We start from the raw sequence: 13005 nt of genomic DNA on the forward strand, positions 1-13005 counted from the left end.
AGGCGCCCCCGGCCTGACGCTGCCCGGCGTCCGGTCCGAGCCGCTGCCGCCCGTCACCGAATCGGCCAAGTACGAACTCACCTTCACCGCCTTCCCGCACGACGGTGGCCGGCGGGTCGTCGCCGAGTACCGCACCGACCTGTTCCGGCCCGACACCGTCGAACGCATGCTGCGCCAGTACGCCACCGTCCTGGACCGGATGTGCGCCGACGAGCAGCACACCGGCGCCCTCGACGTGCTGCCCGACGACGAGCACGCCACGCTCGCCCGGTGGGGCACCGGCCCCGCGCTGGACATCCCCCCGGCGTCCCTGCCCACCCTGCTCGCGCCGTCCTTCACCGCGCACGCCGACCGCGTCGCCGTCGCCGACGGCAGCCTGGTCCTGACCTACGCCGAGCTGGACGCCCGCGCCAACCGGCTGGCCCGCAGGCTGCGCGCCGAGGGAGCGGGCCCCGGCACCTTCGTGGCCCTGTTCATGGAACGCTGCCCCGACCTCATGGTGGCCCTGCTGGGCGTGCTGCGCTCCGGCGCCGCGTACGTGCCGATGGAGATCAACTTCCCCCCGGAGAGGCTGCGCCACCTGCTGGAGGACTCCGGCGCCGCCCTCGTGCTGACCCAGCGGCACCTGGCCGGTGAACTGCCCGGCACCGCGGCCCGCGTGCTGCGCCTGGACGCGGACTGGCCCGACATCGCCCGGGAACCAGCCGACCCGCTGCCGGACGGTCCCCGCCCCGACGACCTGGCGTACGTCATCTACACCTCCGGGTCCACCGGCCGCCCCAAGGGCGTCGCCCTCCCGCACCGGCCCGTGGTCAACTTCCTGCTCAGCATGCGGGAGGAACCCGGCATGACGGCACGGGACGTGGTGGCGGCGGCCAACACCGTCTCCTGCGACATGCCCGTCCTCGACCTCTACCTGCCGCTGCTGTGCGGCGCCCGCATCGAAACCGTTCCCCTGGCCGACGTACTGGACGGCGAGCGGCTCAGCGAGCGGCTGCGAGCAGCGGGCGTCAGCTACCTCCAGGGCACGCCGACCACCTGGCGCCTGCTGCAGGAGGTCGGCTGGACGCCGCCGGCCGGGTTCACGGCCTGCGCGGGCGCCGAGAAGGTGCCCGCCGACCTGGCCCACTGGCTCACCGACGCGGGCGCCACCGTCTGGCACCTGTACGGACCGACCGAGACCACCGTCTGGTCCACCGTCCACCGGGTCGGCTCCGACGACGATCCGCTGCCGCTCGGCCACCCGGTCGCCAACACCGACCTGCTCGTCCTCGACGGCGCGCTGCGCCGCACCCCGATCGGCGTGCCCGGCGAGCTGTACATCGGCGGTGACGGGCTCGCGGAGGGCTATCTGCACCGCCCGGACCTCACCCGGCAGCGCTTCGTGCCCGATCCCCGCGACCCCGGCCGCCGCCTCTACCGGACCGGGGACCTGGTGCGCCACACCCCTGACGGGACCCTCCAGTTCCTCGGCCGCACCGACTTCCAGGTCAAACTGCGCGGATTCCGCATCGAGCTGGGCGAGGTGGAGTCGCTGCTGCGCGACCACGCGGATGTCCGCGACGCCGTCGTGACCGTGCGCGAGGACACCCCCGGCGACCCCCGCCTGGTGGGGTACGTCGTCCCGGACCACCTGTGCCGGCCCGAGACGCTGATCGAGGAACTCGACGCGCTCGCCCGCACCCGACTGCCCGCCCACATGGTCCCCGGCGTGCTGATGGTGCTCGACGAACTCCCGCTCACCCTCAACCGCAACAAGGTCGACCGTGCCAAGCTCCCCGCCCCCGGCGGACGGCAGCGCACCGGCCGCGGAGGCTACGTCGCGCCGCGCGACGACCGGGAACGTGCCGTCGCCCTCGTCTGGGCCGACCTGCTGGACCTGAACCGGGTGGGCGCCCACGACGACTTCTTCGCCCTCGGCGGGCACTCCCTGCTGGCCACCCGCCTGGTCACGGCGCTGCGCGCGGCGACCGGCGGCCCCTTCACCGTGCGGTCCGTCTTCGAACGGCCCACCGTCGCATCCCAGGCCGAACTGCTGGACGACGGGGACGACGGCGGGGACGGCGTCTGCGAAGGGAGGGGACACGCCCCGATCCCGGTGCTCGAACGAGCCGACGGGCCGTACAGCCTCCTGCCCGCCTCCGCCCAGCAGCGCCGTGTCTGGTTCCTGGACCGCCTCGCCCCGCACAGCGCGGGCGCCTACCTCATGCGCGGCGCGCTACGGCTGCGAGGCCGGCTGGACACGGCGGCTCTCCAGGGCGCCGTCGACCTCCTCGTCCAGCGGCACGAGGCGCTGCGCACCGGCATCGTGACCATCGACGGCGCCCCGGTGCAGCGCGTCGCCCGGCGCGGGGAACTGCCCGTGCGCCACGTCGACCTCGGGGAGATACCCGCGGGCCCGCGCGAGGACCGGCTGCGGGACCTGCTGGCGGAGGAGGCGGAACGGCCCCTCCCTCTCGACCGGGCGCCGCTGGCGCGCTTCACCGTGGTGCGGCTGTCCGACGAGGAGCACGTCCTCGCCGTCGTGACCCATCACGCGGTGTCCGACCGGCTGTCAACCGAGATCATGGTGCGGGAACTCGCCGCCGCATACGCGGCCCTGGCGGGCGGCACGGCGCCGGAGCTGCCCGCCCCGCCGGTGCAGTACGGCGACTACGCGGCCTGGCAGGAGAACCGGTTCACCGGCACCCACCTGGCCGAACAGGTCACCCACTGGAGGAACCGGCTCGGCGGGGTCCCGCCGCTGGACCTGCCCACCGACCGGCCACGCCCGGCCCGGCAGACCTACCGGGGCGCGACCCGCTCGACGGCCCTGCCGCGCGACCTGGCCGACGCCCTCCACCACGTGGCGGCCGCCGAGGACGCCACACCCTTCATGGCCCTGCTGACGGTCTTCGGGGCGCTGCTGCACCGCCTCTCCGGCCAGTTGGACTTCGCGGTCGGCACCCCTGACTCCGGCCGGGCCCACCCGCAACTCGACTCTGTCCTCGGCTACTTCGCCAACACCCTGGTGCTGCGCTGCGACACCTCCGGCGAGCCCTCCTTCCGCACCCTGCTGCGCCGGCTGCGGGACACCTGCCTGGACGCCTACGACCACGCCGAGGTGCCCTTCGAGCGGCTCGTGGAGGAACTGCGCCCGGAACGCGACCCGTCGCGCAGTCCGCTGTTCCAGGTGCTGTTCATCCACATGCCGCTCCCGGAGCCCGCCCTCCGGCTGCCGGGCGTGACGGCCGAAGCGGTCGACATGCCGGGCGGCGGCGCCAAGTTCGACCTGACACTGATCGTGCAGCCCGGTGCCGGGGACGCCGACGACCGGCTGCAACTGGATTACAACGCCGACCTGTTCGACGACGCCACCGCCGACCGGCTGCTCCACCGGTTCCTCACCCTCGCCACGGCCGCCGTCGCCCGTCCCGACGACCCGCTCACCGGCCTTTCCGTGCTGTCGGCGCAGGAGGAGAACGCCCTCGACCGCTGGGACACCGGCGCACCGGCCGAACCGGCCTCCCGCTGCGTCCCCCAGCTGTTCGAGGCGCACGCCGCCCGCACCCCCGAGCGCGCCGCGGTCCAAGACGGCGAACACGCTCTCAGCTACGGCGAGCTGAACGCCCGGGCCAACCGGCTCGCCCACCGGCTGCGCGCCCGCGGTGCCGGACCGGGCAGCCGGATCGTGCTCGCCACCGAACGGTCCCGCCACCTGTTCACCGGCCTGCTGGGCATCCTCAAGGCGGGAGCCGCCTACGTCCCCCTCGACCCGGCCCACCCGGCCGAACGTATCCGTGGCCTGCTCGCCTCCTGCGGGGCCGACCTCCTGGTGACCACGGCCGACGCCGCCGAGCGCGTACCGGACGGCGCCCCTCCCGTCGTCCTGCTCGACGCCGACGACCTCGCCACCGAACCGGACCGCGACCCGGAGCCGCTGTCCGGCCCGGACGACCTGGCCTACGTCATCCACACCTCCGGCTCCACCGGACGGCCCAAGGGCGTGGAGATCACCCACGGCTCCCTCACCCGGCTGCTCGACAACCTCACCGGGCTCGGCTGGATCGGCCCGGACGACCGGATGGCGGCACCCACCACCCCCGCCTTCGACCTGTCCGTGCCCGACCTGTTCCTGCCACTGGTCACCGGAGCCCGCATCGAGATCGTCCCGCCGGCCGAGGCACGCGACGGGGCCGCCTTCGCGCGACGGCTGCGGGACGCCGGCGCGACCGTCATGCAGGCCACCCCCACCACCTGGCAGCTGTTGCTCGACGCCGGCTGGCAGCCGCCCGCCCGCTTCACCGCCGTGTGCGGCGGCGAGCGCGTCCCGGAGGAGCTGGTCCGCCGTCTGTCCCGTACCGGAGCGACCGTCTGGCACATGTACGGGCCGACGGAGGCCACGGTCTGGGCGACCGCCCACCACGTCACCGGAACCGAGACCCGGCTGCCGCTGGGCCGCCCGCTGCCCGGCATGCGCCTCAGGATCGCCGACGCCGACGGACAGCGCGTCCCGGTCGGCGTCCCCGGCGAACTATGGATATCCGGGCAGCAGTTGGCGCGCGGCTACCACGCCGACGAGGCACAGACCCGGCAGCGCTTCGTCACCCGGGACGGCTGCCGCTGGTACCGCACCGGCGACATCGTGCGCCACCGCGGCGACGGCGACCTGGAGTTCGTCGGCCGCGACGACACCCAGATCAAGCTGCGCGGATACCGCGTCGAACTCGGCGAGATCGAAGCCGTGCTCGACCGCCTCCCCGCGGTGGCGCAGTCCGTGGTCACGCCGTACGAGGCGACACCGGGCGACCTGCGGCTCGTCGCCCACCTCGTACCGGCCGCACCCGGGGCCCTCGCCGACGACGGCCGGGAAGCCCTGCGGGCCGCCGCCGGGATGCTGCCGTCCTACATGGTGCCCGCGGCCGCCGTGATCCACGACCGGCTGCCGCTCACCGCGAACGGCAAGGTCCACCGCGCCGCTCTGCCCGCGCCCTGCGGGCCCGCGCGGCCCACCGCGGACGACGCGCCCACCACCCCCACCGAACGGCGCCTGGTGACGCTGTTCGCCGAAGCCCTCGGCGCCGAACGGGTCGGCGTGCACGACGACTTCTTCGCACTCGGCGGACACTCCCTGCTCGCTGCGCGTCTGTACGACCGGATCGAGCGGGAGTGGCCCTCGGCCCCCGGCGTGCGCGCCCTCTTCGAGCACCCCACCGCCGCCGCGCTGGCCAGGGCGCTCGACGACCCCGGGGCGGGGGCGGCCGAGGACGGGAGCCCCGAGACGGACGCCACCCTGGACGACGGTATCCGCCCCGGCCCGGCCGGCGTGGAGGTCTGGCCGCCCCGCGACATCCTCCTCACCGGCGGCACCGGTTTCCTCGGGGCCTTCGTCCTCGCCCGGCTCCTGACCGGCACCACGGCGACCGTGCACTGTCTGGTGCGGGCGAACGGCCCCACGGCGGCCGAGCGCCGGCTCGTGGACCACCTCACCGCGCTGGAGCTGTGGGACCCCGCCTGGACGGGGCGCATCAAGCCCGTGTGCGGAGACCTCGCCGCCCCCCTCCTAGGGCTGACACCCGAGGAGTTCCGGGCCCTGGCGGCCCGCGTCGACCTGATCCTGCACGGCGGTGCGGTCGTCAACTACGCACTGCCGTACCGGGACCTGCGCGTCCCGAACGTGCACGGCACCCGCGAGATCCTGCGGCTGGCCTGCGCCGAGCGCGCCACACCCGTGCACCTGGTCTCCAGCCGCGCGGTGTTCGGCCGCGCCCGCGGCGGCGACACGCTCCGGGAGTCCGAACTGCCGGGGACGCCCCCGTACGACGACAACGGCTACAGCCAGTCCAAGTGGACCGCCGAGCGGCTGGCCCACGAGGCGGCGCGGCGCGGCCTGCCCGTCGCCGTGCACCGGCCCGGCCGCATCGCCGGCGACAGCCGCACCGGCCTGTGGCAGAGCGAGGACGTGGCCTGCCACCTGATGCGCGCCTGCGCGCTCACCGGCCTCGTCCCCGACACCCGCCTCGCCACCGACCTCATCCCGGTCGACAAGCTCGCGGACGCCATCGCCGCCCTGGTGCTGCGCCGCGACGCCCTCGGCGAGACCTTCCACTTCGCCCCGGCCGACAAGACACCGCTGCGGCTGCTCGCCGACGCGCTGCCGCCGGCCGGTCACCCCTCCCGCCTGGTCCCGCCCGGCCAGTGGCACACCGCGGTCCGGGACCTGGCCGACCGGCGCCCGGGCGACGCCGGCCTCGCCCTGGTCGTCCAGGAGTACGCCCTGCTCGCCCGCGAAGGAGCGGACGACTTCCGCGAACCCGTCCACGACTGCGCCACCACCACCCGGATGCTCGGCGCGAGCGCGGCCTTTCCGACGGTCGACGCCCCCCTTCTGACCCGCTACCTGCGGGCGCTGACCGATCCGACGGACACCGACCCGACGACGACCGACAGCCGCTGACCGACCCGACGACATCCGCCCCCGACCACCGAGAGCCGGTGACCGTGCCGACGATGTCCGTCCCGACGACGTAAACGGAGAACACGTGCCCACCCCACCGAGCCCCACCAGGCCCGTCCTCATCGCCGGCGCCGGCATCGGAGGACTCACCGCCGCCCTCGCCCTGTCCCGGCGCGGCGTTCCCGTCGCCGTCTACGAGCGGCGCCGCAGCGGCGAGATCCTCATGGCCGGCAGTGGCCTGACCATCTGGAGCAACGCCACCACCGCACTCGGCACGCTCGGCCTCGCCGACGTCCTGCTCGCCCGCGGCGAGCAGGTGCGCGGCGGGACCAGCGTCAACGAACACGAACGCGTCATCTACCGCATGCGCACCGCCCGCTTCACCTGGCCCGGCAGCGTCCCATCGGTCAGCATCAGCCGGGGCGGCCTGATCGACCTGCTGATGGAAGCCTGCGGGGAAGCCGGTGTGCCCGTCCACGAGGGCCACCGCTGCGTCGGCTACGAACAGGGCCCCGACGACGTCGTCCTCAAACTGGACGACGGCCGGACCGTGCAGGGCAGCGTCCTCATCGGCGCCGACGGCATCCGCTCGGCGATCCTCGCCCAGCTGCATGGCGAACCGCCGCAGCCGCTCTACACCGGACGCTCCACCTACCGCGGCATCAGCCCCAAACCCGAGGGCCTGGAACCCGGCACCGTCTACATGTTCCACCACGCCGGGACACGCGTCGGCGGCGGCGCCTGGCACGTCGGGGGCGGCCGGGTCGCCTGGACGCTGAGCTGCGCCGCCGACCCCGGCGAACGCGAGGAGCAGAAGGTGCTCAAGGAGCGCGCCACCCAACTCGCCCGCCCGCTGCCGGGCCTGCCCAGCAGGCTGGTGGCCGCCACCGCCGCAGAGGCGGTGATCCGCACCGACATCTTCTACCACGACTGGCGCGAGCGCTGGGGCGACGGCCGGGTCACCCTCCTCGGCGACGCGGCCCACGCCATGCCCACCGACCTGGGGCAGGGCGCCTGTCAGGCCATCGAGGACGCCGTCGTGCTGGCCGACGCGCTCGTCGGACACGACGACCCGGTGGCGGCCCTGCGCGCGTACGAGCAGCGGCGCATCCCCCGGGTGCGCTGGGTGCGGGAACAGGTGATGCGCCTGGTGAGATGGCCCCAGATCCACAACCGCGCCGTCAAGTGGCTGGTGACCAAGGTGATCGCCCCCGTCGTCATCGCCGTGAAGCAGCGGTCCCTGTGGCGCGAACTGCAGCGCCCCCCGCTGCCTTCGAACACCGAGACCGCCACCGGGGGGACGCGATGACAAACCGTCACGACGCGCTGCGCCCGGTGACCTGGCTCACCGAGGACGAACAGGCATGGCGCGAGCAGGTCGCCGCCTTCGCGGAGAAGTGCGTCGTGCCCAGGGCCGCCGCCATGGACCGGGCGGCCCTGCTCGCGCCGGACCTCGTCACCGAACTGCGTTCCGCCGGCCTCATGGCGATCCACGTGCCCGAGCGCTACGGCGGGCGCGGCGGCCGGCTCTTCGACGTCGTCGTGGCCATCGAGGAACTCGCCAAGGCGGACCCCGCCGTCGCCGTCTTCGTCGACGTGCAGAACGCCCTGGTCGCCCAGGCGCTGCTCACCCACGGCAGCGGCGACCAGAAGCGCGCGCACCTGCCCGGCCTGGCCGGTGGCGGCGTGGGCGCCTTCGCCCTGTCGGAGGAGCAGGCCGGCAGCGACGCGCTCGCGCTGAGCGCCACCGCCCGCCCTGACGGCGACGACTTCGTCCTGCACGGACACAAACGCTGGATCACCAACGCCGCGGAGGCCGACCTGTTCCTCCTCCTGGCCAGGGTCCCCGAGCAGGGCGTCACCGCCTTCCTCGTGGACCGCCGGGCCGAAGGGCTGACGGTCGGCACGCGTACGGCGAAGATGGGCATCCGGGCCACCTCGACCTGCGAGGTGCTGCTGCACGGCGTGCGCGTGCCGCGGCGCAACGTCCTCGGGGCGGTCGGCCGGGGTGACGTGGTCGTCGTACAGACCCTCGACGTCGGCAAACTGGGCATCGCCGCACAACTGGTCGGTCTGGCCGACGGCGCGCTCACCGCGGCCGTGGCCCACGCGCGCCGCCGCGTCCAGTTCGGCCGTCCCATCGGCGCCTACCAGGGCGTGCGCTTCCCGCTTGCCCGCCTCAGCGCCGAGATCGACGCCGCACGGGTGCACCTGTACAACGCGACCCGGCTGGCCGAGCACGGCACGCACACCGGGGAACTGACCCGCGCGGCGGCCGTCGCCAAGTACCTGGCCTCCGAAGTCGCCGAGCGCAGCGCCTCGCTGGCCGTGGAGATCCTCGGCGGCCTGGGCTTCGCAGAGGCCGGGGGAGTGGAGAAGCTGTACCGGGACGCCAAGGTCGGCAAGATCTACGAAGGCACCAGCAACATGCAGTTCCGTGCCATCTCGGCGCACCTGCTGCGCGGGGTGGCGGAACACGCCGGACAGGCACCGGGCCCACGGGACGACACCCTCGCCACGGACCCCGGGGAGTGACCGGCATGCGGCTGTTCTGCCTTCCCTACGCCGGTGGCTCGGCCCTGCGCGTCTACCACGAGTGGCCAGCCCTGCTGCCCGACGGCATCGACGTGTGGCCGCTGGAACTGCCCGGCCGCGGCAGCCGTATGGCGGAGTCGCCGTGCACCTCCGTCGACGGGCTCGTGGACGACCTCGTACCGACCGTGCTGTCCGCACTCGACGGCGGTCCGTACGCGATCTTCGGGCACAGTCTGGGCGGCCTGCTCGCCTTCGAGCTGGCCCGCCGACTGGAGCACGTGCACGGACGGCCCCCCGCGCACCTGCTGGTGTCCGCCTACGAGGCGCCCGACCTGCCTACCGAGCCGGACCGCGACCACCTGCTGCCGGACGACGAGTTCCGCGCCCGGCTGCGCGGGCTCGTCGGCACCCCCGAGGAGGTCCTTGACAACGACGACCTGATGGAGATCCTCATCCCGGTGCTGCGGGCCGACTTCACGGTCTCCAACACCTACCGGCTCACTTCGCCCTGGCTCACCCTGAGCTGTCCGCTGACGGTCTTCGGCGGACTGGACGACCCCGAGGCGCCCCCGCACACCCTGCGCGCCTGGCAGCACCGCACCACCGGCGCCTTCCGGCTCCGCCTGCTGCCGGGCAACCACTTCTTCCTCAACACCGAACGCGCTCTGCTCACCGACGCGGTCCACACCGCCCTGGCAGCGGACGAGGCGGACGTCGGACGACGCCGCGGAAGGAGGGCCTGATGCGCCCCTGGCTCTACAACACCCTGTACCGGCTGGGTATCGCGCCCTGGGACACCGGAGTGCGGCACCACCTCGTCGACCTCCTGGAATCCGGGCGCCTCAAGCCCGAGGACGGCAACCGCGTCCTGGACCTTGGCTGCGGCACCGGATCCGAGTCCGTCCACCTGGCCCGCCAAGGCTTCGACGTCGTGGGCGTCGACTACTCGCGGGTCGCCCTGGAGCGCGCCCGGGCTCGCGCGGCGAAGGAGGCACCCGAGAGCAGGTGCCGGTTCGCGTACGGCGACATCAGCACCTACCCGATCCCCGGGGTCGAGGGCACCTTCGACGTGATCCTCGACTTCGGTGCCCTCGACGACATGACGGGAGAGCCGCGGGAGCGCATGGCCGGCCTCATCCACCGGTACGCCCACCCGGGCACGGTGTTCGTCCTGTGGTGCTTCTACGCCCGCAAGGAGGACGTGCCCCGCGTCAAGTTCGCCGGTGTCTCGCAGATGCACACCATGCTGGAACCCGGGGAGGAAGAACGACTGTTCGGGCGTGAATTCGCCATCGAGCGTGTCGACTGCCCGGAGCACACCGCGTGCTTCGTGATGACGAAGAAGTGATTGCCGCGGCGAAGCAGACCCGCCCCGGCCCGCGCGAGCGCGCGCTGACGCTGTGCGTGGTCTGCTCGGCCCTGTTCCTGGCGCTCCTGGACAGCACGGTCGTCGCCCTGGCACTGCCGACCGTGCGACGGGACCTGGACGCCGACCTGACCGGCCTCCAGTGGATCGTCGAGGGGTACGTGTGCCCCTACGCCGCGCTGTTGCCGACCGGTGGTTTCCTGGGCGACCGGTTCGGCCGGCGGCGGGTGTTCCTGGCCGGGATGGCCGTGTTCACCGCCGGTTCCGTGCTGTGCGCCGTGGCCGGTTCGGTGGAGGTCCTGACGGCCGGCCGCGCGGTGCAGGGCGTCGGCGCGGCGGCCGTCACTCCGCAGACCCTGGCCCTGCTCAGCCAGGTGTTCCCCGGTGAGCGCGAACGCGCCAAGGCGCTGAGTACCTGGTCCGCCGTCTCCGGCCTCGCCCTGTTGCTGGGGCCGGTGGCGGGCGGATCGTCCGCCGAACTCCTGGGCTGGCGCAGTGTGTTCCTGCTCAACGTGCCGGTCGGGGTGTTCGCCCTGGCCGCCGGGCGACGGCTGTCGGCCCCGGCCGCGTCCGGCCCCGGGCGGCCGTTCGACGGGAAGGGCCAGCTCCTGGTCGTGGCGTGTCTGGGACCGGCCACCTACGGCCTGGTGGAGGGGCCGCGCACCGGCTGGACGTCGGCGCCCGTGGCGGCCGCGCTGGTGCTGGCCGGGGCGGCGGCGCTCGCGCTGCTGAGCGTGGAGCGGCGGACCCCGCACCCGGCGCTGCGGCTGGACTTCTTCCGCAGGCCCGTCTTCACCGGCGCCATGAGCGTGACGTTCCTGATGGCCGTCGCGCTCAACACGGCCTACCTGGTGTTGAGTCTGCTGCTCCAGGTGCTCGACGGCGCCTCGCCCGCCCAGGCGGGGATGCGGCTGCTGCCGACCATGGTGGCCATCGTGGTCGGCGCCGTCGTCGCCGGACGCGCGGCACGGCGCCTGGCGCCGTGGCAACTGGTGGCCGTCGGCACGTCCCTGGCCGGGTTGTCCCTGCTGTCCGTGGCGGCGCTGGCGCCGGGCCACTCGTACGCCCTCTGGTGGCCCGGCGCGACGCTCATGGGGCTCGGCATGGGCCTGGTGATGTCGCCGAACAACGGGGCCGTGATCGGCGGCGTCCGCCCGGAGGACGCCGGCCAGGCCGCGGCCATGGGAGGCGTCCTGCAACAGGTCGGGGCGCTGCTGGGCGTCGCCTCACTGGGCGCCGTGCTCGGCTCGGCCGCGCTGGAGGGCCGCGCGGCAACCGCGCCGGCCGGCCTGGCGTCCGGGCTGCGCAACGGTCTGCTGCTGGCCGGGGTGTGCTGCCTGCTGGCGACGGCGGCGACGGTGGTGCTCACCCGGGCGCGGCGCGAGGACGCATCGGGCACGGCCCGGTCCCGGTCCGGGGGTTCCACGGCGGTCCGGCCAGGCACCGACGCCGCCGGCGATCACGGCTGACCGGTGTAGACGCGGGTAACGCGGGCACCGATCCCGACGACGATCTCGTTGGCGATGGTGCCGAGCCGCCGGACCCACTCGGCCAGCGTCGGCTCCCCGTCGAGCCCCGCCCCGAAGAGCACCACCTCGTCCCCGGGCGCCGCCGGCGTGTCACCGAGATCCAGCACGAACTGGTCCATGCACACCCGGCCGGCGATCCGGTGCCAGGTCCCCGACACCCACACCGGCGCCGTGTTGCCCGCCGCCCGGGGGACACCGTCGGCGTACCCCAGCGGAACCAGCGCCAGACGGCTGTCGCGCGCGGTGCGGTAGGCATGGCCGTACGAGACGCCCTGGCCGGCGGGCACCCGCTTCACTTGGGTCAGCCGGGCCCGCAGGGACATCGCGGGACGCAGGTCGGCGGCGGTCAGCGGCTCCTCCGGCCACAATCCGTACAGGGCGATACCGGGGCGCACCAGATCGAAGCAGGCCTCCGGCAGGGTCAGGGTGGCCGCAGAGTTGGCCAGATGCCGGACGGCGCCCCGGACCCCGGCGCGTCCGGCGAACTCGGCGGCCGCCCGGAAGAGATCGAGCTGGGCGAGACAGCGCGGATCATGGGGATCGTCGGCCGACCCGAGATGGGACCACAGCCCGGCCACGCGCAGGGTGCCGTCCGCCTCGCCCTTCAGCGCGGCGTCCACCAGCGCGGGCCACTGCGCGAGCGGGCATCCGCCACGGCCCAGCCCGGTGTCCACCTTGAGGTGCACTCGGGCGGTTGTGCCCGCGCGTATCGCGGCCCGCCCGATCTCGGCCAGCAGCGCCGTGTCACCTGCCGACAGATCGACGTCGTGGGCGATGGCGGTCTGCCAGGCGGAACCCGGGCCGTTGAGCCAGCTGAGCACGGGAGCGCCGATACCGGCTCCGCGCAGCCGCAGGGCCTCGTCGATGGTGGCCGTACCGAGCCAGGTGGCCCCCGCGGCCAGGGCGGCCCGGGCCACGGGCACGGCACCGTGGCCGTAGCCGTCGGCCTTCACCACGGCCATCACGTCGGCGCGCCCCGCTCGGCGGCGCAGCAACTGTGTGTTGTGGCGGACGGCGTCGAGGCTGATGCGGGCCAGGGCGGCTGGTTCATCGCTCACGCACGGCAACCGTAGGGCGCCCGGCTTCGCGGCGGCAGCCCCGGCCGTGCGGTCGGTCGCCCTGCCCGATCGGGCAGGGCG

7 protein-coding genes are annotated in these 13005 nt (G+C 74.2%); 6 read left to right on the forward strand and 1 reads right to left on the reverse strand.

Going from position 1 to position 13005, the window contains the following annotated elements:
• The 6 genes from BU52_RS32375 to BU52_RS32400 form a co-directional block, all read left to right on the forward strand.
• Window positions 1-6436: non-ribosomal peptide synthetase (locus BU52_RS32375; protein ID WP_051858772.1), on the forward strand; the 6436-nt coding region annotated here is incomplete at its 5' end.
• An 85-nt stretch (window positions 6437-6521) separates the two neighbouring features.
• Window positions 6522-7745 (forward strand): FAD-dependent oxidoreductase, encoded by a 1224-nt coding sequence (locus BU52_RS32380; RefSeq protein WP_037941376.1) that lies wholly within the window; start codon window positions 6522-6524, stop codon window positions 7743-7745.
• Complete coding sequence (locus BU52_RS32385; RefSeq protein ID WP_063830057.1) at window positions 7742-8971, forward strand: acyl-CoA dehydrogenase family protein; 1230 nt, start codon at window positions 7742-7744, stop codon at window positions 8969-8971. The genes BU52_RS32380 and BU52_RS32385 overlap by 4 nt, the downstream gene beginning before the upstream one ends.
• Before the next feature lie 5 nt (window positions 8972-8976).
• On the forward strand, window positions 8977-9714 hold the full coding sequence (locus tag BU52_RS32390) for a thioesterase II family protein (protein WP_078903579.1): 738 nt from the start codon (window positions 8977-8979) through the stop codon (window positions 9712-9714).
• On the forward strand, window positions 9714-10319 hold the full coding sequence (locus BU52_RS32985; protein WP_051858773.1) for a class I SAM-dependent methyltransferase: 606 nt from the start codon (window positions 9714-9716) through the stop codon (window positions 10317-10319). The genes BU52_RS32390 and BU52_RS32985 overlap by 1 nt, the downstream gene beginning before the upstream one ends.
• Window positions 10295-11806: an MFS transporter gene (locus tag BU52_RS32400; RefSeq protein ID WP_157847947.1), complete on the forward strand. Its 1512-nt coding sequence runs from the start codon at window positions 10295-10297 to the stop codon at window positions 11804-11806. Before BU52_RS32985 ends, BU52_RS32400 begins: the two co-directional genes overlap by 25 nt.
• Here BU52_RS32400 and alr read toward each other — a convergent pair.
• Window positions 11797-12924, reverse strand: coding sequence for an alanine racemase (gene alr, locus BU52_RS32405; protein ID WP_037941378.1), 1128 nt, complete (start codon window positions 12922-12924; stop codon window positions 11797-11799). The two genes, BU52_RS32400 and alr, sit on opposite strands and share 10 nt — an antisense overlap.
• Window positions 12925-13005 lie beyond the last annotated feature (81 nt).

It is taken from the genome of Streptomyces toyocaensis, assembly GCF_000725125.1.
Lineage (GTDB): Bacteria > Actinomycetota > Actinomycetes > Streptomycetales > Streptomycetaceae > Streptomyces > Streptomyces toyocaensis.

What these genes read in the sequence shown, in the direction of transcription:
- BU52_RS32385 (WP_063830057.1), top strand. Translation starts at nt 7,742, where the DNA reads ATGACAAACCGTCACGACGCGCTGCGCCCGGTGACCTGGCTCACCGAG.
- BU52_RS32985 (WP_051858773.1), top strand. Translation starts at nt 9,714, where the DNA reads ATGCGCCCCTGGCTCTACAACACCCTGTACCGGCTGGGTATCGCGCCC.
- BU52_RS32390 (WP_078903579.1), top strand. Translation starts at nt 8,977, where the DNA reads ATGCGGCTGTTCTGCCTTCCCTACGCCGGTGGCTCGGCCCTGCGCGTC.